26 protein-coding genes are annotated in these 24,958 nt (G+C 70.8%); 10 read left to right on the forward strand and 16 right to left on the reverse strand.

The window, feature by feature from the left end:
* Window positions 1–17 precede the first annotated feature (17 nt).
* The gene (locus tag FIF60_RS00500) at window positions 18–1,034 is read left to right on the forward strand and encodes an LLM class flavin-dependent oxidoreductase (protein ID WP_144182706.1); all 1,017 of its coding nucleotides are present in this window, start codon (window positions 18–20) and stop codon (window positions 1,032–1,034) included.
* Here the strand turns inward: FIF60_RS00500 and FIF60_RS00505 are convergent, their stop codons facing one another.
* The 4 genes from FIF60_RS00505 to FIF60_RS00520 all read right to left on the reverse strand — a co-directional run bounded on the left by FIF60_RS00505 (window position 1,035) and on the right by FIF60_RS00520 (window position 3,287).
* Window positions 1,035–1,871, reverse strand: a complete 837-nt coding sequence (locus tag FIF60_RS00505) for a DODA-type extradiol aromatic ring-opening family dioxygenase (RefSeq protein WP_158639006.1) — start codon at window positions 1,869–1,871, stop codon at window positions 1,035–1,037. It lies immediately after the preceding gene.
* Entirely contained in the window at window positions 1,868–2,299 is a 432-nt protein-coding gene (locus tag FIF60_RS00510; protein ID WP_144182710.1) for a DoxX family protein, read from the reverse strand. Before FIF60_RS00510 ends, FIF60_RS00505 begins: the two co-directional genes overlap by 4 nt.
* Window positions 2,300–2,427: 128 nt before the next feature.
* Window positions 2,428–2,895, reverse strand: a complete 468-nt coding sequence (locus tag FIF60_RS00515) for a host attachment protein (RefSeq protein WP_144182711.1) — start codon at window positions 2,893–2,895, stop codon at window positions 2,428–2,430.
* Window positions 2,896–2,987: 92 nt separating this feature from the next.
* Window positions 2,988–3,287 (reverse strand): hypothetical protein, encoded by a 300-nt coding sequence (locus tag FIF60_RS00520; RefSeq protein ID WP_144182713.1) that lies wholly within the window; start codon window positions 3,285–3,287, stop codon window positions 2,988–2,990.
* A 146-nt stretch (window positions 3,288–3,433) separates the two neighbouring features.
* Between FIF60_RS00520 and FIF60_RS00525 the strand changes: the two genes are divergently transcribed.
* The gene (locus FIF60_RS00525; protein WP_144182715.1) at window positions 3,434–3,940 is read left to right on the forward strand and encodes a flavin reductase family protein; all 507 of its coding nucleotides are present in this window, start codon (window positions 3,434–3,436) and stop codon (window positions 3,938–3,940) included.
* On the forward strand, window positions 3,937–4,404 hold the full coding sequence (locus FIF60_RS00530; RefSeq protein ID WP_144182717.1) for a DUF3429 domain-containing protein: 468 nt from the start codon (window positions 3,937–3,939) through the stop codon (window positions 4,402–4,404). The genes FIF60_RS00525 and FIF60_RS00530 overlap by 4 nt, the downstream gene beginning before the upstream one ends.
* 73 nt (window positions 4,405–4,477) lie before the next feature.
* Here FIF60_RS00530 and fusA read toward each other — a convergent pair whose 3' ends face one another.
* The 4 genes from fusA to FIF60_RS00550 form a co-directional block, all read right to left on the reverse strand.
* Entirely contained in the window at window positions 4,478–6,604 is a 2,127-nt protein-coding gene (gene fusA / locus FIF60_RS00535) for an elongation factor G (protein WP_239451447.1), read from the reverse strand.
* Between the two features lie 137 nt (window positions 6,605–6,741).
* The gene (locus tag FIF60_RS00540; protein ID WP_144183158.1) at window positions 6,742–7,668 is read right to left on the reverse strand and encodes an ABC transporter permease; all 927 of its coding nucleotides are present in this window, start codon (window positions 7,666–7,668) and stop codon (window positions 6,742–6,744) included.
* The gene (locus tag FIF60_RS00545) at window positions 7,668–8,558 is read right to left on the reverse strand and encodes an ABC transporter permease (protein ID WP_239451424.1); all 891 of its coding nucleotides are present in this window, start codon (window positions 8,556–8,558) and stop codon (window positions 7,668–7,670) included. Before FIF60_RS00545 ends, FIF60_RS00540 begins: the two co-directional genes overlap by 1 nt.
* Before the next feature lie 6 nt (window positions 8,559–8,564).
* A complete protein-coding gene (locus tag FIF60_RS00550) occupies window positions 8,565–10,106 on the reverse strand; it encodes an ABC transporter substrate-binding protein (RefSeq protein ID WP_144182721.1) in 1,542 nt (513 codons plus the stop codon).
* A gap of 212 nt (window positions 10,107–10,318) precedes the next feature.
* On the opposite strand from FIF60_RS00550, the gene FIF60_RS00555 reads away from it, so the two are divergent.
* Genes FIF60_RS00555 through puuE form a run of 3 tightly spaced genes read left to right on the forward strand, consistent with a single transcriptional unit; the run spans window position 10,319 to window position 13,380 of the window.
* On the forward strand, window positions 10,319–11,587 hold the full coding sequence (locus tag FIF60_RS00555; RefSeq protein WP_144182723.1) for a M20 family metallo-hydrolase: 1,269 nt from the start codon (window positions 10,319–10,321) through the stop codon (window positions 11,585–11,587).
* A gap of 12 nt (window positions 11,588–11,599) precedes the next feature.
* Window positions 11,600–12,451 carry a pyridoxal kinase PdxY gene (gene pdxY / locus FIF60_RS00560; RefSeq protein ID WP_144182725.1) on the forward strand — a complete coding sequence of 284 codons (852 nt, stop codon included), beginning with the start codon at window positions 11,600–11,602 and terminating at the stop codon, window positions 12,449–12,451.
* Entirely contained in the window at window positions 12,448–13,380 is a 933-nt protein-coding gene (puuE, locus tag FIF60_RS00565; protein ID WP_144182727.1) for an allantoinase PuuE, read from the forward strand. Before pdxY ends, puuE begins: the two co-directional genes overlap by 4 nt.
* On the opposite strand, the gene FIF60_RS00570 is transcribed toward puuE, so the two are convergent.
* Window positions 13,377–14,504 (reverse strand): hypothetical protein, encoded by a 1,128-nt coding sequence (locus FIF60_RS00570; RefSeq protein ID WP_144182729.1) that lies wholly within the window; start codon window positions 14,502–14,504, stop codon window positions 13,377–13,379. The genes puuE and FIF60_RS00570 overlap by 4 nt on opposite strands.
* Window positions 14,504–15,568: a hypothetical protein gene (locus FIF60_RS00575; protein ID WP_144182731.1), complete on the reverse strand. Its 1,065-nt coding sequence runs from the start codon at window positions 15,566–15,568 to the stop codon at window positions 14,504–14,506. Before FIF60_RS00575 ends, FIF60_RS00570 begins: the two co-directional genes overlap by 1 nt.
* Window positions 15,569–15,782: 214 nt before the next feature.
* Here FIF60_RS00575 and FIF60_RS00580 point away from each other — a divergent pair, with 214 nt between their 5' ends.
* Window positions 15,783–16,169, forward strand: coding sequence for a hypothetical protein (locus tag FIF60_RS00580; RefSeq protein ID WP_144182733.1), 387 nt, complete (start codon window positions 15,783–15,785; stop codon window positions 16,167–16,169).
* Window positions 16,166–16,825: a hypothetical protein gene (locus FIF60_RS00585; protein WP_144182735.1), complete on the forward strand. Its 660-nt coding sequence runs from the start codon at window positions 16,166–16,168 to the stop codon at window positions 16,823–16,825. The genes FIF60_RS00580 and FIF60_RS00585 overlap by 4 nt, the downstream gene beginning before the upstream one ends.
* Window positions 16,826–16,838: 13 nt before the next feature.
* Here the strand turns inward: FIF60_RS00585 and FIF60_RS00590 are convergent, their stop codons facing one another.
* The 3 genes from FIF60_RS00590 to FIF60_RS00600 all read right to left on the reverse strand — a co-directional run bounded on the left by FIF60_RS00590 (window position 16,839) and on the right by FIF60_RS00600 (window position 19,220).
* Window positions 16,839–17,429: a YopT-type cysteine protease domain-containing protein gene (locus FIF60_RS00590; RefSeq protein ID WP_144182737.1), complete on the reverse strand. Its 591-nt coding sequence runs from the start codon at window positions 17,427–17,429 to the stop codon at window positions 16,839–16,841.
* Between the two features lie 12 nt (window positions 17,430–17,441).
* The gene (locus FIF60_RS00595; RefSeq protein WP_144182739.1) at window positions 17,442–18,473 is read right to left on the reverse strand and encodes an amino acid ABC transporter substrate-binding protein; all 1,032 of its coding nucleotides are present in this window, start codon (window positions 18,471–18,473) and stop codon (window positions 17,442–17,444) included.
* 105 nt (window positions 18,474–18,578) lie between these two features.
* Complete coding sequence (locus FIF60_RS00600; RefSeq protein WP_144182741.1) at window positions 18,579–19,220, reverse strand: hypothetical protein; 642 nt, start codon at window positions 19,218–19,220, stop codon at window positions 18,579–18,581.
* 169 nt (window positions 19,221–19,389) lie between these two features.
* On the opposite strand from FIF60_RS00600, the gene FIF60_RS21445 reads away from it, so the two are divergent.
* Window positions 19,390–19,533, forward strand: a complete 144-nt coding sequence (locus tag FIF60_RS21445) for a hypothetical protein (protein WP_158639007.1) — start codon at window positions 19,390–19,392, stop codon at window positions 19,531–19,533.
* Between the two features lie 9 nt (window positions 19,534–19,542).
* On the opposite strand, the gene FIF60_RS00605 is transcribed toward FIF60_RS21445, so the two are convergent.
* Window positions 19,543–20,619: a tartrate dehydrogenase gene (locus tag FIF60_RS00605; protein ID WP_144182743.1), complete on the reverse strand. Its 1,077-nt coding sequence runs from the start codon at window positions 20,617–20,619 to the stop codon at window positions 19,543–19,545.
* Between the two features lie 4 nt (window positions 20,620–20,623).
* Window positions 20,624–21,523 carry an L-threonate dehydrogenase gene (ltnD, locus tag FIF60_RS00610; RefSeq protein ID WP_144182745.1) on the reverse strand — a complete coding sequence of 300 codons (900 nt, stop codon included), beginning with the start codon at window positions 21,521–21,523 and terminating at the stop codon, window positions 20,624–20,626.
* 121 nt (window positions 21,524–21,644) lie between these two features.
* On the opposite strand from ltnD, the gene FIF60_RS00615 reads away from it, so the two are divergent.
* The gene (locus tag FIF60_RS00615; protein WP_144182747.1) at window positions 21,645–22,601 is read left to right on the forward strand and encodes a Bug family tripartite tricarboxylate transporter substrate binding protein; all 957 of its coding nucleotides are present in this window, start codon (window positions 21,645–21,647) and stop codon (window positions 22,599–22,601) included.
* Here FIF60_RS00615 and FIF60_RS00620 read toward each other — a convergent pair.
* Window positions 22,598–24,955 carry a xanthine dehydrogenase family protein molybdopterin-binding subunit gene (locus FIF60_RS00620; protein ID WP_144182748.1) on the reverse strand — a complete coding sequence of 786 codons (2,358 nt, stop codon included), beginning with the start codon at window positions 24,953–24,955 and terminating at the stop codon, window positions 22,598–22,600. The two genes, FIF60_RS00615 and FIF60_RS00620, sit on opposite strands and share 4 nt — an antisense overlap.
* Between the last annotated feature and the right edge of the window lie 3 nt (window positions 24,956–24,958).

Consider the following 24,958-nt stretch of genomic DNA (forward strand, 5'->3'; position numbering starts at 1 on the left):
GGACCCATCATCGCCGCATGACCCCGCTCTCGATCCTCGACCAGTCCTCCGTCGCCGAAGGCCGCACGCCGGCAGAGGCGATCCGCGAAACGATCGCGCTCGCCGAAGCGGCAGAGGCCATGGGCTATGGCCGCTACTGGCTTGCCGAGCACCACAACAGCCTCGCCCATGCCGGTGCCGCACCGGAGATCGTCATGGCGGCGATCGGGGCGCGCACGCGGCGCATCCGCATCGGCTCGGCCGGCATCATGCTGCCGCACTACGCCTCGCTGAAGGTTGCCGAGGTGGCGCGCGCGCTCGAGGCGGTGGCGCCGGGGCGGATCGATCTCGGCCTCGGCCGCGCCCCTGGCTCGGACGGGATGACGGCGCTCGCGCTGAACCCGCTGGCGCGCGAGGCGGCCGATCGCTTCCCGCAGCAGGTGGCGGAGCTGATGGGCTGGCTCGGCGAGGGGCTGCCAGCGAACCATCCCTTCGCGCGCATCGTCGCCAACCCCGTCGGGCCGACGCGGCCGGAGATCTGGATCCTCGGCTCGTCCTCCTACGGCGCGCAGGTAGCGGCCCATTTCGGCCTTCCCTACGCCTTCGCTCAGTTCATCACCGATGCCGGGGCAGAGGACGCGATCGGCCTCTATCGCGGCCGGTTCAAGCCCTCTCCCTGGCTCGCCGAGCCGCGCGCGGCGGTCGCGGTGTTCGCGCTCGCTGCCTCGTCGGACGCCGAGGCGCGCCACCATGCCGCCTCGCGCCTGCTGTGGCGGCTCTGGCGTGACCGCGGCATCTACGCGCCCCTGCCGACGCCCGACCGGGCGCTTGCCGAGATCGCCGCTCTCTCGGCGCCCGAACGCGCGTTCCTCGAGCGCCTCGGCGGCGACGCCTTCATCGGAACTGGCGCTGCGGTGCAGGCTCGACTTGCAGAGTTCGCAGCCCAATGTGGGGCCGACGAAATTGCCGTGCTGACCCCCTGCCACGATCCCGCCGCGCGCCGGGCGTCCTACGCAGCGCTTGCGGAGGCTTCTGGGCTGGCGCGAGCGGCCTGATCAGGCCGTCGCCGCGTTCGCACGTTCGTCGGAACGTTCGGTTCCCGAACCATCGAAGCGCCAGATCTGCATCGCGACGGTCGCCTGTTCGACACTCGCGTGCAGGAGCGTGCCCTCGCCTTCGGCCGCTCCATAGGCGACAAAAAGCGGGAAGAGGTGTTCGGCCGTCGAGTGGCTCGTGCAGGCGCAGGGGCCCTCCTCCCACGCGAGCAACCGCGCCGTGTCTCCGGCGGCGAGCGCCTCGCCGAGCCAGCTCGCGAAGCGGGCCGCGTTCGGGCAGACGGTGTCGTCGCCCGGCTTCGTCATCCTTCGCGTGTCGTGCGTGAACGCGCCGGAACCGATGATCAGCACGCCCTCGCGACGCAGAGGTGCCAGCGCGCGGCCGACGGCGAGATGGTGCGCGGCATCGGCGAAGGGCTGCACGGAGAGCGGTACAACGGGGATCTCGGCATCAGGGTAGAGCACGGCGAGCGGGCCCCACACGGCCTGATCGAGCCCATGCGCAGGGTCGATCGCTGCCGACATTCCGGTCGCGTCGAGCAACGCCTTGGCGCGCTGGGCGAGCGCCGGATCGCCAGGCGCCGGATACCGCCTTCGGCGGACGCGATGGTCGAAGCCCGGGAAGTCGTGCAGCGTGATCGGCCGCTCCGCCCCGCCGAGGACAGGCCCGCCCGTTTCCCAATGCGCCGTCGCGACGAGGATGGCGCGTGGCCGGACGATCGTTCTGGCGAGTGCCGACAGCGCATCCCGCGCGGCCGATGGCCGCGCGGGGAAGTCGGGGGCGCCGTGACTGACGAAGAAGGCAGGCAGCGGCGCCACGGTGTCGGGGCGGCTCACGCCGTCTTCAGCGTGCTGCGTTCGGGCAGCCGCTCCTCCGCCAGCGCCCAGCGGCCCGGGCCGAGAAGGGCCTGCACGACGAGCGTCACGGTCCAAAACGCCGGGAATTCCCAGCCGCCGCCCTGCGCGCCGAACAGCCAGCCATTCGGCAGGTGCTGCAGCGTCGCGCCGATCATCACGGGGATGAGGGCGAGGCTGACGACCCGAACATAGGCGCCGAGGATGAGCGCGACGCCGCCGGCGATCTCGAGCGCGATCACGACATAGGCGAGAGCGGCGGGATAGCCGATGGACTGGAAGAAGCCGGCCGTACCGGCGAGGCCGAAGGTCATCACCTTCAGGAGCAGGCCGTGCGCGAGGAACATCACGCCGAGGCTCACGCGGAGCAGGAGCGCGGCGTTTGCTGCATTCGAGGGGCGGTCGAGCATGGTTTCAGGGTCCTTGTGCTGACAGGGCAACCGCCCTGTGTCGCGGTCAACCATGCGCGCCGGCGCCATTGCGCACCAATATCGAATAGGGATGGTGAGCATCGCCTCCGCCGATGCATCCCGGACGCTCATCCAGCCTGGCGCAGCGCCGCCACCATCTCCGAAAGCCGCTCCTGAAGGGCGAGGCGCGGCAGCTTCGTCAGGTCCTTCGGCACGGTGCGCGTCACCGCCGCCGCGGCGTCGTGGCCGAGGCGGGCCTCGATCATCCGCAGGAGCCTTGGCGGGGCGGCGAGGACGAACCGCACCCCCGGTGCGGTCGCGACCTGCCGCTCGATCGCGCCGGCAAGGTCGGTCGCGAAGGCGGCGAGCAGGCGTGCCCGCGGCGTCGAGCGAGGTTCGATGGCGCTGCGCCGCGCCCCCTGCGACTCGAAGGCCCTGCCCGGCCTGTCCTTGCCGAGCGCATGGTCTGGCCTGTGCGCATCGGGGTTGTCGAACGTGCCGACCGTCTCGAAGGGCGGGCTGCCGGTGCGCCTGCGCAACAGTTCGGCGCGTGCGGCATCGGCGACGAGGACGATGACCTCGGCGGGCTTCGGCATCTGCTTGTTCCTCCCCCTTCCCCGCGGCGGTTGCGCAAGGACGTGGCGAGGTCAGGCGGTGGCGCGGCTCCTTTCGGCCGCGGCGGCGGGAACTAGCGCCCCGTCCCGCCTCGCCAGCTTCGCCAGCGTAGTCCAACCCAGGCCGCGATGCCGGCGACGATCGCGGCTGGAACGGCAACGAGCGCGACGGTCGCGGCGAACACCACCAGGAGCGCGAGCAGCCCCATGCCGGCAGCCAACGCGGCGACGAGGATGGTCGTCCTCAACAGCGGCGAAGGCTGGCGGATGGTCTGTGCGGAGGTGGCCTCGCGGAACGCGTTGCGCTCCTCCCCCGGCTTCGCGCCCGGAGGGATGATCTCAATCACGTGGATCTGCTGGCGGTCATCCTGCATGCCTTCCAACATGATCCTGCGCAGCCTTCGGTTCAACCATCGCCTGCCGCGCATCGCCCGCCCCCGCTACAAGCCCGGCTTGCAGGACCCAGCACCGCCGGGCCCGCGGACTTGCGTGCAGCACGAAACGAGGCCATGTCCGCCCCATGCACGTCACAACGACGGATTTCCGCGCCGCCCTGGGCGCCTTTGCCACGGGCGTCTGCGTCGCCGCGACGCGCGACGCCGGGGGTGCGCCGGCCGGGGTGACGGTTAACAGCTTCGCGTCCGTCTCGCTCGAGCCGCCGCTCGTCCTGTTCTGCCTCGGCCGCGGCGGCACGGCGCTTGCCCGGTTCTCGGCCGCGCCCTCCTGGGCCATCCACGTGCTTGCCGACAACCAGCGCGACCTCGCCCGCCGATTCGCGCTCAGCCGCCGCCATGCCCCGGGGGTGGACCCGTGGGACGGGCTTGCCTGGGAGGAGGACGAGACGCGCCTTCCCGTCATTCCCGGCTGCCTGGCGCGGTTGACATGCCTTGCAGACCGCGTGGTCGAGGGCGGGGACCATGCGATCCTGCTCGGGCGCGTCGAACGCCTCTCCTGGGAGAAGGCGGGGCGGCCGCTGCTCTACTTCCGCGGTCGCTACGAGGCGGTGGCGGAGGCGCACCCGGCATGAGCGCGGAGGGGCCCCCCGGTTCGGGCAGGCTTCCTTTCCCCACGCTCTGGCTCGGCCTCGGCGGTCTCATCCCATTCGCCGGCGCGACGATCGTCGCCCTCGGCGGGGGGCCGTTCTCCGGCCTGGCCGTCGATGCGCTGCTCGCCTACGGAGCGGTGATCCTCTCCTTCCTCGGCGCGGTGCATTGGGGGCTCGCGCTGGCAGACCCTGGCGATGCGGCTGCCGCACGGTCGCGCCTCACCCTCGGCGTGCTGCCCTCGCTCATCGCCTGGGCGGCGCTGCTAGCGCCGATCTGGATCGGCTTCGGCATCCTCGTCGCGGGTTTCGCCGCGACCGGGGTGGCGGAGGAAGCGGCGCACAGGCTCGGGAGGCTCGGTGCGCGCTACCTCTGGCTGCGGCGGGGCCTCACCCTTGCCGTGGTGGCGATGCTCTCCGCCGTCTGGGTGGCACTTCTCATCAGCTGACCGGACCGCCCTGAAACGCAGAACGGCGCCGGGTCTCCCCGGCGCCGTTCCTGTCTCTTCTGGGCCGTGCCCGTCAGGCCGACTTGGCCATGATCTGCTCGGCGATGTTCCGCGGCACCGGGTCGTAGTGGTGGAACTGCATGGTGAAGGAGGCACGTCCCTTCGTCATCGAGCGCAGGTCCGAGATGTAGCCGAACATCTCCGACAGTGGCACATGGGCACGGACGATCACCGAGGTGCCGATGATGTCCTGGCTCTGGATCATGCCGCGCCGCCGGTTGAGGTCGCCCACCACGTCGCCGACATGGTCGGGCGGCGTCGTGCACTCGACATCCATGATCGGCTCGAGGATCACCGGGCCGGCCTTCTTCATGCCCTCGCGGAAGCAGGCCTTGGCAGCGATCTCGAAGGCCATCGCCGACGAATCGACGTCGTGGTACTTGCCGTCGATCAGCGAGTACTTGAAGTCGACCGTCGGGAACCCGGCGAGCACGCCGGTGTCGGCCTGCACCTTGATGCCCTTCTCGACCGCTGGGATGTACTCCCTCGGCACCGAACCGCCGACCACGGCGTTCTCGAACACGATGCCCGAGTTCCGCTCGAGCGGCTCGAACACGATCTTCACCTCGGCGTACTGGCCGGAGCCGCCGGTCTGCTTCTTGTGGGTGTAGGTCTCGGTGTGGCTCTTCGAGATCGTCTCGCGATACGCCACCTGCGGCGCGCCGATGTTCGCCTCGACGCCGAACTCGCGCCTCAGCCGGTCGATGATGATCTCGAGGTGCAGCTCGCCCATGCCCGAGAGGATGGTCTGGCCCGTCTCCTGGTCGGTCTTGAGCCGCAGCGAGGGGTCCTCGGAGGCGAGCTTCTGCAGGCCAAGCGTCATCTTCTCGACGCTGTCCTTGGTCTTCGGCTCGACCGAGATGTCGATGACCGGCACAGGGAAGATCATCCGCTCGAGCACCACCGGGTCGGACGGGTCGGCAAGCGTGTCGCCGGTCTGGGTGTCCTTCAACCCGATGAAGGCGGCGATGTCGCCGGCGTAGACCTCCTTGATCTCCTCGCGCTTGTCGGCGTGCATCTGGAACATCCGCCCGATGCGCTCCTTGCTGTCCTTCGTCGTGTTCAGCACCTGATCGCCCGAGCGGAGGACGCCCGAGTAGACGCGCACGAAGGTCAGCGTACCGTACTTGTCGTTGATAATCTTGAAGGCGAGGCCGGAGAACTTCGCCTCGTCGGTGATCTCGATTTCGCGGCCCTCGCCCTCCTCTCCGTCCTCGACGACGGTGCGGATGCCCGGCACCTCGTTGGGAGCCGGAAGATAGTCGAGCACCGCATCAAGAAGCGGCTGCACACCCTTGTTCTTGAACGAGGTTCCGCACATCACCGGGCGGAACGTGCCGGCAATCGTGCCCTTCTTCAGGCAGCGCTTCAGGGTCTCGACCGAGACATCGCCCTTGTCGAAATACTCTTCCATCGCCGCGTCATCGACCGACAGCGCCGTGTCGAGAAGCTTCTGGCGGTATTCCTTGGCCTTCTCGAGCAGGTCGGCCGGGATCGGCTCGTCGTGGAAGGCGGCGCCGAGCTCGGAGCCGTCCCACACGATCGCCTTCATCTCGACGAGGTCGACGACGCCGACGAACTGGTCCTCCGCCCCGATGGGCAGCTGCAGCTCGAGCGGCGTGATGCCGAGCTTGTCGATCAGCGATTGCACGGCCTTGTAGAAGTCGGCCCCCGTGCGGTCCATCTTGTTGATGAAGATGATGCGGGGAACGTTGTAGCGGTCAGCCAGGCGCCAGTTGGTCTCGGACTGGGGCTGCACGCCCGCCACGCCCTCGATGATGAAGATTGCGCCGTCGAGCACGCGCAGCGAACGGTTCACCTCGATGTTGAAGTCGATGTGCCCCGGCGTGTCGATGATGTTGATCTGGTGGTCCTTCCACTGGGCGGTCACGGCGGCGGAGGTGATGGTGATCCCCCGCTCGCGCTCCTGCTCCATGTAGTCGGTCGTGGTGTTGCCCTCGTGCACCTCGCCGATCCTGTGCGAGCGGCCGGTGTAGTAGAGGATCCGCTCCGTCGTCGTCGTCTTCCCGGCATCGATGTGCGCGGTGATGCCGATGTTGCGGATCTTCGAGAGCGGGATGGTGCGCGGCACGTGTGCCTCCGTATCTGACGAGCTCGGGCCGCGACCGTCCGCGACCATGGACAGACGCGGCAGAAGCGGGCGCATGCTCGCCCGCCAGGCTGCCGCGCCAAGCGTTCCGGAACTGGCCCTTATCTGCCCGTGCGCGACCCGGATTGCAACCCTGCCCGAAGCGGGATCGCGCAAGGCTGGGCTGCTCAGCCTCCTCCGCCCGGGCCAGCGCCGCCGCTCGCAAGCCTCGGGTCGGCCCAGGTATGGGCGAGATCGGCGAGCAGGTTGGCCACGATCACCGCGAGCGCGAAGATGATGATCACGGCCTGGACCACCGGATAGTCGCGCCCCGCGATCGCCTGGAACGCGATGCTGCCGAGGCCTGGCAGGCCGAACAGCACCTCCATCGTCAGCGCTCCGCCGACCAGGCCGCCGAGCACGAGGCCGGCGACGGCGGCGAGCACGCCGGCCGCGTTGGGCAGGACATGGCCGAGCACGATGGCGCGCCGCGACAGGCCCTTGGCGCGGGCGGTGCGGATGAAGGGGCTCGCGGCAACCTCCTTCAGCTCCTCATGCAGCGGCTTGGCGATCTGCCCGGCGATATCGAGGCCGAGGATGAGCACCGGCGAGAGAAGCTGCCCCCTGACGGGCAGCCAGCCGAGCCAGACGGAAAGGACAAGGATCGCGGCAAGCCCGACCACGAAGGTCGGCACGGCGATCGACCACACGTTCAGGGCCTGGACGAGCGCGGGGAGGAACCCTCCGGGCCATATCGCGGCCCCCACCGCGAGCGTGACGGCAAGCACCACGCCGAGCGAAAGCGAGAGCCCCGCGAGCGTCAGCGTCGACGGCGCGGCATAGAGCAGCATGTCCGAGACGGGCCTGTTGAAGCGGAGCGACAGGCCGAGGTCGCCGGTGAGCGCTGCTTCGGCCCAGAGGCGGAACTGCACAATCCAGGGCCGGTCGAGCCCGAGCTCGGCGCGCCGGCCTGCCATCTCCTCCTCCGTCAGGTCTCCCTCGATGCCGAGCACGTCGATCGCATCGCCCGGGATAGTGCGGACGAGCAGGAACACCACGAGCACGATCGCGAGCGCGGTGAGAAGCTGGCGGAGAATGGGCCCGGCAAGCCGCATCACGCAGGCCGCCGCAAGGGGTCGAGGTGGCGGCGCACGCGGTCACCGGCGAGCGCAAGGATGAGGGTAAGCAGGCCAAGCGCCGCCGCGGGCGCGGCCATCGCATGCGGCGCACGCTCCACGAAAGGCAGCGCCGCGGCGATCATCCGCCCCCAGGTCGGAACCTCGGGCGGGACGCCGAGGCCGAGGAAGGACAGCACCGATTCGGAGGTTACGCAGCGAGGCAGCACGATCGCCAGCTGGGTGACGAGCACGCCCGCGACGTTGGGAAGGATATGGCGGCGAAGCACGGTCCACGTTGTGCCACCCGACGCGACAGCGGCCTCGACATAGCCGGCCTGCCGCTCGCGCTGCCAGGCGGCGCGGGCAAGTTGCGCCATCGTCGGCGCGAAGGAGACGCCGAGCGCGACCACCACCGGCCCGACGCCCGCGCCAAGCGCCACGAGCAGGGACAGCGCGAGCAGTATCGACGGCATCGCACGAACGAGGTCGAACACCGCGAAAACGGGTCCCGACGCCCAGGGCCCCGCAGCGAGCGCCGCGAGGCCGAGCCCCGCTCCGAACAGCAGCGACAGCAGTGCCGCGCCGGCGGCGATCGCAAGCGTGATCCGCCCGCCCGCGAGGAGCCTTGCCAGGACATCGCGGCCCAGATTGTCGCGACCGAGCCACGCAGGAGGTCCGGGCGGCGCGTTGCGGGCGAACAGGTCCTGCGCCAGCGGGTCGGCCGGAAGCAGCGCAGGCGCGGCCAGGATCAGCGCGACGACCACCGCCACCGCGAGCAGGAGCGGATCAGGCAGGCGTCGTTGCAGCGCCTCTCCCGCGTCCCCGGGCCGATCTGCTCCGAGGACGAGGGCAGGCGTTGGCAGCGAGGGGCCGATGCCCTCTGGCACGGGGGCTCAGCCGAGCGAGGCGAAGGCGGCTCCGCCATCGACCCGGTTCGCTCCCCAGGTGAACCCGGGAGACCAGGCCATGACCTCACGGCGATTGGCGATCGCCTCCGCCGCGTGGCCGGCTACCACCGTGTAGTACCCATCCATCGCCCGCTTCCAGGCAGCGAGGTAGAGGCGCCTGCGCTCGGCGAGATCGACGGCGGCGACGGCGCCGCGCACCAGGGCGTCGAACTCGGCGTCGCGCACGCCGCCCCACAGGCCGGGGTTCGGCCCGTCCGACATCATGCGCACGAAGCGGAGGAAGATGTCGGCGCGCGGGCCGGAGGCGAAGGGCGCGAGATCCCAGTCATAGGCGCCGAGGCGCCGCTGCGCGCCGAGATCGTCGAGCGCGAGATGTTCGACCTGGAAGCCAAGCGAGCGCATGGCCTGCGCCGCCACCTGCGCATAATCGGTCTGCCACGACACGATCCGGAGCGGCGTGCGCGCAGGCTCCACGCCCTCGGCGCGGAGCATCGCGCGGGCGCGCTCGAGATCGGGGCGCGCATGCGCATCGGCATCGTGGATCGCCTGGTCGAACCAGAACTGGCCGGGCGCGGCCATCTGGTTCGTCACCACGCCTGCGTCGCCGGCGACGAGGCGCATGATGGCAGGCTTGTCCATCGCGAAGCTCAGCGCCTGGCGCACTGTGGGGCGGTCGAACGGCGCGCGGGGCGATCGGTTGTTAAACGACCAGAAGAACCAGGACGTGTCCTTCATGAACTGGATTTCGATCGCGGGATCGCGCGCGAGCTCGGGCAGGGCGGCGGCCCTTGCGCGCGCGATGTGCAGGTCGCCCGCGCGAAGCGCCAGCGTCGGATCCTCGAGGTCGCGCAGGGAGAACTCGACCGCCTCGGCACGCGGAAGCCCCGGCTGCCAGTAGCGGTCGAACGCCGGCGCATGGAACACCTCGTTCGGCACCCAGCGGCCGAAGCGGAACGGGCCGGTGCCAATGGGCGTGCGGATCGTCTGGTCCCACCCCTCGCTCTCGGGGGCGACGATCCAGAGCTCCGAGAGCAGGTTCAGGAGCGGGCCGTAGGGCTCCTTCATCGTCATGACGAAGGTGCGCTCGTCCAGCGCCTCGAGGCTCTCGACAAGACGCATCGGCGCGGACAGCCAGCCGCCGCGCACCTTGTCGCGCACGCGCTCGGCGTTGGCCCGGACATCGGCCGCCGTGAGGACCCTGCCGTTGTGGAAGCGGACATTCTCGCGGATTCGGAACACGTAGCGCTTGCCGCCATCCTCGATGGCCCAGCTCTCCGCCAGGTATGGCAGCGCGCGCCCATCGTCGGCGATCGATGTCAGCGCCTCGACGTAGACCTGCTGCACCGCGATCGAGCCGGTGTGACGGTGCGGGTCGGCCGTGTCGAGGCCGAGCAGGTGGACCCTGAGCGTCCCCTGCCGGCGCGGGGCCTCGGCGCGGGCACGGCCGGGAACATGGGCGAGAAGCCCGGCTGCGGCGAGCGCGCCGCCCATCAGCGCGCGGCGGGTCGGGCGTGCGGTGTCGGTCATGGCGGTCCTCCGGCTGGATGTGCCACCACCCTTAGGCCTTGTCTGTTACGGCCACGCGACGGCTGCATGACGTTGTCGTTGCCGAGCCGACCACCCCCGAGCGACGTCCGCACCTATCGACGATGCTGGGCCTCATCGACGCGGCGAAAGCCGCGTTGACGGAGCGGCCTTGCGCGGGCCAGATCGCGTGGAATGGATGGGGAGAACGATCGATGAGTGCTGGTGTCGCGCCGAACGCCGTTGCCGCCGTGAGCGAGGGTCGGCTGTGGCAGCGCCTGATGGAAATGGGCGAGATCGGCGGGTTCGAGTTCGAGGGCGGACACAAGGGCGTCAACCGCCCCTGCCTCAGCGCGCTCGACCGCACCGCCCGGCGGCTCCTGATCTCCTGGGCGGAGAAGATGGGCGCCTCCGTCACGATCGACCCAGCGGGCAACCTCTTCCTGCGCCTCGAGGGCGAGGACCCGTCGCTGCCTGCCGTGCTCACCGGCAGTCACATGGACAGCCAGCCCCAGGGCGGGCGTTTCGACGGCATCTACGGGGTTCTCGCCGGCCTCGAGGCGATCGAGGCGATCGCGACCGCAGGCATCCGGCCGAAGCGCGCCATCGAGGTGGTGGCCTGGACGAACGAGGAAGGCGGCCGCTACGCGCCTGGCTGCACCGGCTCAATGAGCTTCACCGGCTTCAAGCCGATGAGCGAGTTCGACGACCTCGTCGACCGTGACGGCATCCGCTACGCCGATGCGCTCGCCGAGCAGATGGAGGCAGAGAGCGACCTCGCCAAGCGCCCGCTCGGCTACGCCCCACACGCCTATCTCGAAGCGCATATCGAGCAGGGGCCGCGCCTCGAGGTCGAGCGCAAGGAGATCGGCGTCGTCACCGGCATCCAGGGCTCGCGCTGGTTCACCGTCACCGTCGAGGGCCGGTCCGACCATGCGGGCACGACCCCGCTCGCGCTCCGGCGCGACGCGGTGCAGGACATGGTCCGCGCCATCGGCGCGCTGAACCAGCTGATGCACGACCCGGACGACGTGCTGCGCTTCACCGTCGCCTCCATCAAGGTCGAGCCGGACACCTCGAACAGCGTGGCGAACAAGGCCGTGTTCACGATCGACTTCCGCCACCCGGACAAGGCGGTCCTGCTCGCGCGCGGCGATGCGATCGCGGGCGTCGTGCAGGCGGCGATGCGAAGCTGCACCGCGACGGTGCATGAGCGGTTCCACGCCCTGCCGGTCGACTTCGCAGAGACTGCCACCGGCGCCGTAGCCGCCGCGGCGCAGGCGCAGGGGCTGTCATCGCTCGCGCTGCCCTCCGGCGCGTTCCACGACGCTCAGTTCCTCGTCCCCGTCTGCCCGACGGGGATGATCTTCATCCCCTGCCGCGGCGGCGTGTCGCACCACCCCTCCGAGCATGCCGAGCCCGTCGCCTGCGCCAACGGCGCGCGCGTGCTCGCCCAGGCCCTGCTCAGCCTCGCCAATTCCTGAGCGGTGCAGGGGATGCGCGTTCTCTCCATCCAGTCCTGGGTGGCGCATGGCCATGCCGGGAACGCCGCGGCGGTATTCCCGCTGCAGCGTCTCGGCCTCGATGTCATCGCCATCCATACCGTTCTGTTCTCGAACCATACCGGCTACGGCGATTGGGGTGGGCGCGTGTTCGATGCCGCTCTCGTCGGCGAGGTGCTCGAGGGCGTGGCGCGGCGAGGCGTGCTTGCAGAGACCGATGCCCTGCTCACCGGCTACATGGGCGATGCGGCGATCGGCGAGGCGGTGCTCGCCGCGCATGCGCTGCTGAAGGCTGCGAACCCCGCAGCGCTCTGGGCCTGCGATCCGGTCATCGGCGATGTCGGCCGCGGCGTGTTCGTCCGCCCCGGCATCGCGGAGTTCTTCCGCGACGCCTGCGTTCCGGCGGCGGACATCATGACGCCGAACCATTTCGAGCTCGACCTGCTGACCGGCCGTGAGACGCGCACGCTCGAGGCGGCGAAGGAGGCCGCGGGCGCACTGATGGCGCGGGGGCCGAAGCGGCTTCTCGTCACGTCCCTCTCCGTCGAGGGAACGCCTCAGGACGCGATCGACGTCGCCGCCTTCGGACAGGGCGAGGCCTGGCGCGTGCGCACGCCGAAGCTGCCCATCGCCGGCCGCGGCACGGGCGATGCGATCACCGCGCTCTTCCTTGCCCACACGCTTGCGGGACGGCCGCTTGCCGAGTGCCTCGCGCGGTCGGTCTCCTCCCTGCACGGCGTGCTGCGCGCGACGATCGCCGCCGGGCGCGAGGAGATGGCTCTGGTCGCGGCGCAGGAGGAGCTCGTCTCGCCGTCGCGGCTGTTCGAAGCGGAGCGGATCGGATGAAGAACCCCTACGCGCCTGGCGCGGGCGACTATCCGCGCGACCTCGTCGGCTACGGTGCCGCGCCGCCGAACCCTCGCTGGCCGGGCGACGCCGCGATCGCGGTGCAGATCGTGCTGAACTACGAGGAGGGAGGCGAGAACTCCATCCTGCACGGCGATGCGGGGTCGGAGGCCTATCTGACCGAGGTCGTCGGCACGCAGTCCTGGCCAGGGATGCGCAACCTCTCCGTGGAGAGCCAGTACGACTATGGCGCGCGCGCGGGGTTCTGGCGCATCCATCGCGAGCTCACGGGCCGGAGCATTCCGATCACCGTCTATGCCGTGACGATGGCGCTTGCGCGCAACCCCGACGCGGCGAAGGCGATGGTCGCGGCGGAGTGGGAGATCGCGAGCCACGCGATGCGCTGGATCGACTATCGCGATATGCCCGAGGAGGAGGAGCGGCGGCAGATCGCGGCCTCGATCGCGCTGCAGGAGGCGGTGACGGGAACCCGCCCGGTCGGCTGGTACACCGGCCGCTTCAGCGCCAACACCAAGCGGCTCGTCTCCGAGGCCGGCGGCTTCCTCTACCTCGCCGACAGCTACGCCGACGACCTGCCCTACTGGGAGGAGGTCGCGCCCGGGCGGTGGGAGCTGATCGTTCCCTACACGCTCGACAACAACGACATGCGCTTCGGCACACAGCAGGGCTTCAACACGGGCGAGGATTTCGCCCGCTACCTGATCGACGCATTCGACGTTCTGCACCACGAAGGCCTCGCCGGAAGCCCGAAGATGATGAGCGTCGGGCTGCATTGCCGCCTCGTCGGCCGTCCTGGCAGGCTCGCCGGGTTGCGGCGCTTCCTCGACCATGCGCAGCGCAAGGAGCGCGTGTGGTTCTGCCGCCGCGCCGACATCGCCCGACACTGGCGCCAGCACTTTCCTCGCTAGGCCGCCTCCGCGGCAGGACCCGCGAACAGCCCGACGCCGCCCGCACGGAGGATCGCGAGGGTGGCGGGCAGCGCCACGTCGTCGGCGATGATGCGCGGCATGAGCGCGGGCGGGATGGCCGCGCGAAGGGCATCCGGGTCCATCGTCTCGCAGCCGCACAGGCGCAGCCAGGTCGCGCCGGCCGCGAGCGGTTCGATGGCGGCGAGATGCGCCGGCCGGATCCGCGAGAGGCACACAGGCACCTCCGCAGCGGCCGCGACCCGCGCGGCCTCGGTGAAGCCCTCGACGCAGCCGACGGCTTCCGACAGCGGGATCTCGAGCATGATCCGCCCGCGAAGCCGCGCGGGAAGCGAGGCATCGAAGCGCGCGAACTCGGGCGAGAGCACCGTCTCGGAGCCGGAAGGAACTGTGATCGTACCGCCCGAGGCGCGCTCATGGCTCGCCGCGAGCTGGCCGAGGATGCGCCGATGCGCTACGCGGGCAAGGCGCGCCCGAAGCCGCGGCTCGGGCGCGAGCGTGCGCCCGGGCACGAGAACGTCGAGCAGGCCCTGAAGGTCGAGCCCCAGGCTCTGCATCGCACGCGTCTTCTCACCGCCCTCGCCGAAGCTCCAGACCGCCATGCTCGTCAGCCGGTCGAGCAGCTCAACCTGGCCGATGACGCGCTCGATCGAGACGACGTCCTCGAGCGTGATCGGCGTCGCGGGCGGTCCGCTCGCCACAGAAGGCGGGGCATGGCCATGCTCGGCCGCGATCACGGCAAGCGCCAGCTGCAGCGAGGAAAGGTCCTCCGGCACGTCGAATACGGCAGCGACGCCCGGGCTTCCCGCCATCGCCGCCTCGACGGCCGAGACCTCCGCCTCTCCGCCGCGGCGCCAGATCGCGAGCGCCTCGCCGTCAGGCAGGTCGTTCCAGACGAGCCCGGGCAGCGCGAGCACCGGGTCGAGCGCGCTGCGAAGCCGGGCCACCTGGTCCTCCGCTGCGGGCCAGCCGGGCAGCCGCGCTGGCCGCAGCAGCAGCACGCGGCGGGCCGCGCCGTTCTCCGCCACGGAGGCGAAGAGGCGCGCGGCTTCGGCGGGTGTCATCGGGTGGCGCAGCGCCGGGCCGAAGGAATGCGAGAGCAGCATCACGCCGCCTCGCGGGCTGCGAGCAGCATCTCGACGACCGGCCCCTCGAACAGCCCCACGCCGAGGGCAAGGCCGAAGCCGATATCGGCCTCGCTTCGGCAGCCGCCGAGGACGATTCGCTGCGCGCCGAGGCGGCCGATCGCGCCAGGCTCCGCCGCCTCGCGCTCGATCGCATCGGGCGCGGTGATCGCGACGAGATCCTCTGCCGCCGCGATCGCCCGGAGCATCGGGAGCGTGGCGGACGAGGCGGAGGCGAGGACCGGGCGCTGGCCGTCGGCAGCGAATCGTGCGCGGGCGGAGGCGAAGGCGCGCGGCGCGGCGATGGCGTCCTCGAGCGCGACCTCGGGCATCAGCCGCGCCATGCCCGCCCGCCCGCAGGAGCCTTCGAGCGCGTCGTGCGCACCGCCGAGCGCGCTCGCCGGCGCAAGCGGCAGGACGAGACGCCCCCCTGGCGGTTCGCGCGCGAGCAGCGACGGCGCGGCGGCGAGGAGCAGGGAACCGAGCAGCCCGACCGCCTCTGCCGGCGCATCCGGCGCGCCCGCGCCTCCTCCGGCGAGCGCGCGCCCTGCGATCGACGCGTCGGGGCAGAGGCGGCGGGCCACCACCCTCGCCTTCCCGCCTGGCCGGAGCGACACGATCGGCAGGCGGCGTACCCAGAGCTCGGCCGGCGCGGCGGCAAGCACGCGGCGCATGGCAAGCAGGCTGTCCGTTGGCGGGCGCTTCTCCTCGATCGGGGTCGGCGGCACGGGCTCGGCGCGGGCATAGGCCGCGAGCGCGGCGGCATCGCGCGGCAGGAGGTGGCGGGAGAAGCGCGTTCCAGGCTCGGGCAGGAGTTCGCCAAGGCGGGCGGCAACCCGGTCTGCCGCGGCGGGAACAGCATCGCCCCTGCCGAACAGCACCATCGCCTCCGCCGTCGCGGCGAGCCCTGCCTCGGGCAGGACGCGCGAGGCAAGCCGGCGGAAGGCAGAGAGCACGGCAGGCGAGCGGGCCGGCGGGGGCAGCGCGACGGCCACTGCCCAATGCTCCGCTCCGCTCTCGATCGCCCGCCTGACGGGATGCTGCATGCCGGCCTGCGCCACCTTCTTCCCCCGCCCGGGAAGGGCGGCGCGCGCCGCGTCCCCACGGGGCAGCCATCGTGCCAGCGCGGCGGAAACCCCCGGTTAACGCGCCGCTTGCCGATACGCCGGATACGCTTCGGGCGCGACGCTGGCATCGAAGCGAAACATTCCCCCGCCACCGTCGGCGCATCCAAACAGCCACGCGACGGGAGAGGCGAAGATGCGAGACGTTGTCCTGACACCACGGCGGGCCCTCGTGGCCGGCATCGTCGGCGGCATCGCCGCGGTCGCCCTGCGCGGCCGCGCGAACGGCCAGCCGGCCCAGCCCGAGGTGCTGCTATTCCGCATCGTCGGCCCGCGCGACACGATCACCGCAGGCATCACGGCCGCGGAGCTCGCAACCTGGGGCCGGGGCGAGGCGGTCACGGTACTGGCAGAGAGGCTGGTGGCGGCGGGGCAGATCACGCTCTGGTCCTACGCGGTCGGCCGCGCTGCGGATGGCTCGCTGCGGATGGAGCCGCGCGGGCGCGTCGCGGTGCTGCGCAACGATGCGGTGAGGATCGAGCCGTATCGCGCTGCGCACCCGGTCGCCGCGCCGTCGTCGTGACGACCGTCAACGCGCCGGCCCCCGGCCGGGTTCGGCGATGGGCGATCCGGCTCGCTGTGCTTGGGCTGATCGTCGTCACCGCTCCTGTCTGGGGCCCGGTGCTGCTGATGTTCACCATCGCCGGGTTCGAGGAGTTCGCGCAGCGCACGACGGTGACCGAGGAGCCGCCCGGAACGATGCCGCTGGTCGCCCCCGGGCGGCAGGCCTCGGTGATCAGCACGGGCGGGCCCTGCTACATGTGCGCCTCGGGCACGCGGGGCTCGTCGGGCTGGGGCTCGAGCAGGTCGAGCCGCATCCTGCTCTACATGATCGACCGCGAGGCCTTCGCCCTGCTGCCGAGGACCGAAACGCCCCGGCGAATCCAGCTCGTGGCCCTCGAACCCATGGTCGTCCTGGTCCGCGATGATCCCTCGGAGTTGGCGCCGGAGGAGGGTTTCGCCGTGTCGGACGAGTGGCTGGGTGTCCATGGCGGCAATAAGCGCCTCTGGCATGGCACCACGCTGCCGGGGCCGATCGCCGATCTCTCCTGGGCGAGCCCGGGCACGGCGCTCACGCCCGTCGCCATCGATGCGGAGGGGCGCGGCGTCATTCCCCTTCCCAAGGGCCGGCTCGTGCTGGCCGAGCAGGCGGGCGTCGTGACGGTGACGCGCGAGTAGCGGGCACCCTGCCCTATCCGCCCATGTAGATGATGCGGCAGGATTCCCCGAGCGTTGCATTGTAGAGGTCTGCCGCCATCCAGTAGCGGATGAACCAGTTGCTGAACGCGCCACGGTCCGTGAACTCGACCTCGCCGTAGTTCGGGTCGAAGAACCGGCAGCGCGCATCGGCGACGACCGCGGCGACGGCATGGCCCTCGCCTCCGCCGCGGAAGCTGATCTGCTTGTAGCCGAGCTCGTAGAGCTCGTTCGCGACCTCCGTCATGTTCAGCGGCTCGATCGTCAGCGTCGTCTGGCCGATGCGGGTGAGGCCGTGCCCCTCGAGGAAGCGGATGCGGTTCTCGATCCGGTTCGGCCCCTCGCCGAAGCTCGGACTCGCCTGCATCTGGTTGATCGCCTTGATGCCCGACGGCGTGCGCACCCAGCCGTAGAAATCCTCTCCCTTCCTCGCCTTCACGAGCCACCAGCAGGACAGCGCGATGCAGGCGCCCGGCCGCGTCAGGGGGTCGAGATTGGTCCAGCCATAGCTCTCGACATCCCCCTGACGGAAGGCGTGCTTCACCCGCCCTCCCGAGGCCTCTGCAGTGTTGAGAGGGCCGAGCATGGCCCCCGCACCTCAGCGAAACGGCATCGCGTACATCAGCCCGCCGCGCGTCCAGAGGTCGTTCGGTCCCCGCGGCAGCTTGAGCGGGCTGCCCTGGCCGAGATTGCGCTCGAACAGCTCGCCATAGTTGCCGAGCTGCTTGATGACGCGGTAGGCCCACTCGTCGTCGAGGCCCATCATCTTGCCATGCCCGCCCGACTTGCCGAGAAGCCGCTGCACGGCGGGGTTCCGGCTCTCGAGCATCTGGTCGACATTGGCCTGGGTGATGCCGAGCTCCTCCGCCTCGATCAGCGCGAACAGCGTCCAGCGGACGATGTCGAACCACTGAGAATCGCCCTTCCGCACGAGCGGCCCGAGCGGCTCCTTCGAGATGATGTCGGCAAGAACGATATGGTCCTCTGGCTTCTCGAGCGCGGTGCGGATGCCGGCGAGCTGGCTCGCATCGGTGGTTAATGCGTCGCAGCGGCCGGCGATGTAGGCCTTGCGCGTCTCCTCGTTCTGCTCGAACACGACGGGGCGCACCGCGATGCGGTTGGTGCGTGCCCAGTCGGCCAGGTTCAGCTCGTTTGTCGTTCCGGTGGTGACGCAGATCGAGGCGCCGTCGAGTTCCTTCGCGCTCTTGAGGTTCAGGCTGGTACGCACCAGGAAGCCCTGGCCGTCATAGAAGTTCACGCCGGTGAAGCTCAGGCCGAGATTGGTGTCGCGCGAATGCGTCCATGTCGTCGTGCGGACGAGAAGGTCGATCGCGCCGGACTGCAGCGCCGTCAGCCTCTGCTGGGAGGTGAGCGGCGAGAGGCGCACCTTGGTCGCATCGCCGAGCACCGCGGCCGCGACCGCACGGCAGATCTCGACATCGAACCCCGTCCAGTTGCCCTGGCTGTCGGGCAGGCTGAAGCCGGGCGCGCCGACATGGCCGCCGCAGAGCAGGACACCCCGTTCCTTGACCTGCTCGAGCGTCGGCCGCTGCGGCTGGCCCTGCGCGAGCGCCCCTGTCGCCACGAGCGCCCCCGCTGCGGCGGCCGCAATCAATCCCCTCCAAGCCATGGGTGTCCCCCCTCCCTATTCGTTCGGGAGCGAAGCGAAGCATGGTTGGCGGGGGCCCGTCCATTCCGGATGAGAGGCGCGGCGGCGGCGCGCCGCATCCGCGCCTCAGGCGAGGATGTCGACGCCCTTCGCGGCGAGGACGGTGGCGCTGGTGGCAAGCGCCGGCACGGAGGGGCCGGTGAGCGCGAAGTCGCGCTCGGCGAAGCGCTCGTCGAGCCGGCGCAGTTCCTGCCCCGCCTCGGCAGCGATCGCGGCGAAGCGGGCCCTGTCCGCCCTGTCGGCCGAGAGCACGCGGGCAAGCGGCGAGGCCGGGTCGCGGCGCGCGGCGGCGTAGAGCGCGGCGAGCGGCCCGCCCGTGTCGCGCGCCGAACCGATCTCGACCACCTCGCGCAGCCGCGTGCGCAGCGTCTCGAACTCCGCGCCCGAGGCGTCGGCGAGGCGCTCGACGAGGTCGGCGGCGAGCGCTGCCATGGCGCGGGATTCGCGCAGGCCCGACACGACGGAGCGGCTCGGCTGGAACCGGTCATCGGCCTTTGCGGCGCTGGCCTTGCCAGGGTTCGTTGCGATGGCACTGGGAAGCGGTGCGGCGCGCAGGACCGACACCGAGGCTTCCGACGCGTCTCCGGCACCTGCCTCGCTGGCCAACGCATGCGGACGCAGAGCGGGCACCGCCATGCGAACGGAGGGAGCGAACGAAGCGTGGTCGGGCCCGGTGGGCACGAGGCGTGTCTCCTCAACCTTGCTCATGTATCATGATACGGAACATACCCTTCGTACGCAAACGACCGGTGTGTGACCGCCATCACTTGCGTGCCGGTGATGCCGGCGATCGGGACTGGAACGAAAGGCGAACCATGCCACCACGCGGCGTGACCGGGCATGTTGGGTACGGCGATGGCGTTGGGAGAGCGGGCCGATGACATGGCCGAGCCGGGTCATGGCCTGGGCCAGACGATTGGGCTTCTGGCGCCTCGCCGGGTTCGCGATGGCCCTGCTGGTGCTCTGGCTCGCGCTGCGGGGATGGACCGAGCCGACGGCCGTGAACATGCCCCGCCGCTGAGCCCGGCGCTCAGATGTTCCTGCCCTCGATGGCGGCGATCACCGCTTCCGTCACCTCGCGCGTCGTCGCCTTGCCGCCGAGATCGGCGGTCAGCAGCCCCTTCGCCGTCACCCGCGCGATCGCATCGGTGATCATCGTCGCGGCAGCAGGTTCGCCGAGATGCTCGAGCATCATCGCGCCAGACCAGAACGTGCCGACCGGGTTGGCGATCCCCTTGCCCATGATGTCGAAGGCCGAGCCGTGGATCGGCTCGAACATCGACGGCGCCGCCCGCTCCGGGTTCAGGTTCGCCGTCGGCGCAAGGCCGAGGCCCCCGGCCAGCGCGCCGGCAAGGTCGGACAGGATGTCGGCGTGCAGGTTCGTCGCCACGACCGTGTCGATCGAGCGCGGCTTCAGCACCATCCGGGCCGCCATCGCATCGACCAGCACGCGCTCGGTCCGCACGGCGGGAAACTCCTTCGCGACCTCGGCCGCGATCTCGTCCCACAGGACCATGCCATGACGCTGCGCGTTCGACTTGGTGACGATGATGAGGTGCTTGCGCGGCCTGCTCTCGGCGAGGCGGAAGGCGACGCGCATGATGCGGGTGACGCCGACGCGGGTGAAGATCGACGTCTCGGTCGCAACCTCCTCGGGGAGGCCGCGATGCGCCCGCCCGCCATGGCCGGCATACTCGCCCTCGCTGTTCTCGCGCACGATCACCCAATCGAGCGCCTCGGCATCCGCGCCCGCGAGCGGGCTCGCGATGCCGGGAAAGAGGCGGATCGGGCGGATGTTCGCGTACTGGTCGAAGCCCTGGCAGATCGCGAGCCTCAACCCCCACAGCGTCAGGTCATCCGGCAGGTCGGGGTCGCCCACCGCGCCGAACAGGATCGCGTCATGCCGCCTCAGGCTCGCGAGCCCATCCTCGGGCATCATCCGGCCGGTGGCGCGATAGAAATCCGAGCCCCAGGGATAGTCCGTCACGTTAAGCGCGAAGGTGCCTGCGCGCTTCGCCGCTGCGGCGAGCACGGCGAGGCCGGCGGGCACGACCTCCTTGCCGATGCCGTCACCCGGGATCGCGGCGATGCTGTAGCGCTTGGTCATCCAGTCAGTCCTTCTTGTCACCGGGAACGGGAATGCCCGCGAGCTTCTGCCAGAAGCGGATGGCGAAGGCGTCGTCCTTATCGCCGCCGCCGCCGGCCGCGACGCCGAGGAACACCTGGTGCGCGGCAGCGGAGAGCGGCAGCGGGAAGGTCAGCGCACGCGCCTGGTCGAGCACGATGCCGAGGTCCTTGACGAAGATGTTGATGGCGCTCCTCGGCGCATCGTCGCCGGCAAGAAGCCTCGGGCCCCGATCCTTCATCATCCAGGAGGAGCCCGCGCTCTCGCTGATCACGTCGTAGAGCACCTGCGGGTCTGCGCCCGCACGCACGCCGAGCGCGAATGCCTCGCCCATCGCGGCGAGATGCACGCCAGCGAGAAGCTGGTTCACCATCTTCACCGTGCTGCCCGCACCTGGCTCTGCACCGAGCTCCCACACACGGCGGGCGATGGCATCGAGCACCGGCCGCGCGGCCGCGAAGGCAGCGTCCGGCCCCGAGGCCATCACCGTCATCGACCCCTCCGTCGCTCCCTTGACGCCGCCGGAGACGGGGCTGTCGAGCATCAGCACGCCGTGCCCGCCGAGGCGTTTGGCGATCGCGACGGCGGCACCCGGCGCGACGGTCGAGCAGAGGAGGACGACCGCACCCTTCGCGAGCCGTGGGGCTATGCCGCCCTCGCCGAACAGCACCGCCTCCGCCTGCGCGGCGTTGACGACGAAGACGATCACCGCCTCGCGGTCTCCCGGCAGATCGGAGACCGAGGCGACGGCCTTGCCGCCTTCCTTTGCGAACGCTTCGCGCCCGGCCTCGCGCGGCTCGACGCCGACGACGTCATGCCCCGCCTTCAGCAGGTTCACCGCGGCACCGAAGCCCATCGCGCCGAGGCCGATCACGCCAACCTTCACAGCCGCCTCCTTCCCAACCCTGAACGCGCCCCGGTCTAGCGCGCCGCCGGCGTGCTGCGAAGGGGCGGCTTGCGCCAGGGCCGGGGTCGACTATCGTCTCGGCAAACGTCGGGAGGTTTCCATGCATCGCCGTTTCCTGCTCGCCGCCGCAGCCGCGACGCTTGCCGTGCCCGCCCTCGCGCAGGCCTGGCCGATGCGCACGATCCGCATCATTGTTCCGTTCGGCGCGGGCGGGCCGGCAGACATCTATGCACGATACCTGGCAGAAAGGCTTTCGGGCCCGCTCGGGCAGAACATGGTGGTGGAGAACAGGCCGGGCGCCGGCGCGGTCGTCGGCACCGACGCCGCCGCAAATGCCGGGGGCGACGGCTACACGCTCCTGATGATGTCGAACACCCATACCGCGAACGAGACGCTTCTGCCGAACCGACCCTACGCGCTGATGCGCGATTTCGTTCCCGTCGCGCCGGTCAACATCGCCAACCACGCGCTCGTCGCCAGGACGGGGCTCGCCTCCTCCGTGGCCGACCTCATCGCCAAGGCGAAGGCAGCGCCAGGGACGCTGAACTTCGCCTCCTCCGGTCCCGGCACGCCCTACCACATCGCTGGCGCCGCCTTCTGCCACCGCGCCGGCATCCGCGTCGAGCACATCCCCTTCCGTGGCTCGGGCGAGGCACGGACCGCGATCATCGCCGGGCAGGTCGACTTCATGTTCGACAGCATCACGACGCAGATCGAGAACATCCGCTCCGGCCGCGTCGTCGGGCTCGCGACGTCCGGCGCGCGCCGCAACCCGCTTCTGCCGGATCTGCCGACGGTCTCCGAGGCAGGGGTGCCGGGCTACACCTCGAGCATCTGGCTCGGCCTGATGGCACCGGCCGGAACGCCCGGGCCGGTCGTCGAACGGCTGAATGCGGAAGTGCTGAAGGTGACAACGTCGCCCGAGACCGAGGCGCTCTGGCGGCGCCAGGCGGTGGAGGCGATGCGCATGAGCCCGGCCGAGTTCGGGGAGTTCCTGAAGAAGGATATCGCCGACCAGGCCGAGATCATCCGCGCGGCGAATATCCGGCCAAGCTAGCCGCTCGCCCGCGCCTCGCGGATCGCGCGCCACACCCGCTCGGGCGTGGCGGGCATGTCGACGTGGCGGATGCCGAGAGGCGAGAGCGCATCGACGATCGCGTTGATGACGACAGGCAGCGCGCCCACCGTTCCCGCCTCGCCTGCCCCCTTCGCGCCGAGCGGGTTGGCAGACGTCGGCTGCGGGTTGCTCTCGACCACCATCGACGGCAGGTCTGCGGCGCGTGGCATCCGGTAGTCCATGAAGCTCGCCGTCACCAGCTGGCCGGCCTCGTCGTAGAGGATCGCCTCGCCGAGCACCTGGCCGACGCCCTGCGCCACGCCGCCATGGATCTGCCCCTTGAGCAGAAGCGGATTGATCACGGTGCCGACATCGTCGGACACGACGTAGGACACGAGCCGCACGACGCCCGTCTCGGGGTCGATCTCCACCTCCGCGACGTGGCAGCCATTGGGGAAGGTCGCCTCGTCGGGGATCAGCACGGCATCGGCGGCGAGGCCGAGCTCCTCGCCCTTCGGAAGCCGGTTCGGCGTATAGGCCGCTACCGCAACGTCCTCGATGCGCACCGCACGGTCGGTGCCGGCGACGCGGAAGGAGCCGGACTCGAAGGCGATGTCGGCCTCGGCCGCCTCGAGAAGATGCGCCGCGATCCGCTTGCCGCGCGCGATGATGCGCTCGGAGGCCTTCGCCATCGCCGTTCCCGCGACGACGAGCGAGCGCGAGCCGAAGGTGCCGCGGCCATGCGGCACGAGATCGGTGTCGCCGAACACCACACGCACGCGGTCGAAGGAGAGGCCGAGCAGGGTCGAGGCGAGCTGGCGGAAGGCCGTCTCGTGGCCCTGGCCGTGGTTGTGGCTGCCGAGCAGGAGCGTCGCGCCGCCATCGGGCTCGAAGCGGATGCCGGCCCCCTCCTCGTTCGGCGCGCGGAACGGGCCGGCTGCGATCTCGATCGCGTTGGCGATGCCGATGCCGCGTAGCATCCCCCTCGCCTTCGCCTCCTCCCGACGCGCGGGAAAGCCCGCCCAGTCGGCGGCCTCGAGCGCCATCGCCATGCCGCGCGCGAAGTCGCCGCTGTCATAGGTGAAGACGAGACCGGTCTTGAACGGCATCGCCTCGCGGGGAATGAGGTTGCGCTCGCGCAACGCCACGCGGTCGATGCCCATCTCGGCGGCGGCGAGGTCGATCACCCGCTCGATCGCGTAGGTTGCCTCCGGCCGGCCCGCGCCACGATAGGGCGCCGTCGGCTGGGTGTTGGTGAAGGCCCCGCGCACCTCCGCGAGGATCGCGGGCGTGCGGTAGACGCCCGCGAGCCCGCCCAGATTGTTCGTCGGCGAATGCGGGGTGTTGAAGGCAAGATAGGCGCCGAGATTGGCGACGGTGCGGATCCGCAGCGCGAGGAAGGTACCGCCCGCGTCGAGCGCGAGCTCGACCACGCTGTCGTTGTCGCGTGCGTGGAAATCGGACAGGAAGCTCTCGGTGCGGTCGGCGATCCAGCGCACGGGCCGGCCGAGAAGGCGCGCGGCCCACAGAACGAGCGCATGCTCCTGCGTCGGCGAGCCGCGCATGCCGAACGCGCCGCCCATGTCGGGCGAGATCAGCCGCAGCCGGTTGTCGGCCACGCGGAGCGTCTTGCCCGCGAGCTCGGAGCGGATCTTGTGCGGGATCTGCACGCCCGAGATCAGCGTCCACCGCCCCTCGCCCTCGTCCCACGCGCCGATGGCGCCACGCGGCTCGAGCGGGTTGGCCGAGATGCGCGAGACGCGGAAGGGCAGTCGCGCGACATGCGCGGCCTTGGCGAAGCCTGCCTCCACCGCCTCGCGGTTGCCGAGGCTGAACAGGAAGCAGAGATTGTCCGGCGCTTGCTCGGGCCACACGGCGGGCGCGCCCGGCTCGAGCGCGGCCGAGGCATCCGTCACCGCAGGCAGCGTCTCCCATTCCACCGCCACCACTTCGGCAGCATCACGCGCGATCGCGCGCGTCTCCGCGACCACCGCCGCAACGGGGTCTCCCACGAAGCGGGCCGCATCCGTCGCCAGGATGCGATAGGGCGGTCGCGGCATCGGCGAGCCGTCCGGCAGGTTTCGCGCGACGGAGGTCTGCAGCGCGCCGAGTTGCTCGAGGTCGCCGCCCGTCAGCACGCCAAGCACGCCTGGCATGGCAAGCGCGGCCGAGGCGTCGATGCCGCGGATGCGCGCGGCGGCGTGGGGGCTTCGCACCAGCACCATGTGGGCGGCATCGGCGAGGCGATGATCGTCGGTGTAGCGGCCGCGTCCGCGCAGCAGCCGCCCATCCTCGACGCGGCGGACAGGGGCGCCGAGGCCGCCCTCGGCGAGAGCGGTGATGTCGTCTGCCATGGT

This window comes from Elioraea rosea (assembly GCF_007644105.1).
Lineage (GTDB): Bacteria > Pseudomonadota > Alphaproteobacteria > Acetobacterales > Acetobacteraceae > Elioraea_A > Elioraea_A rosea.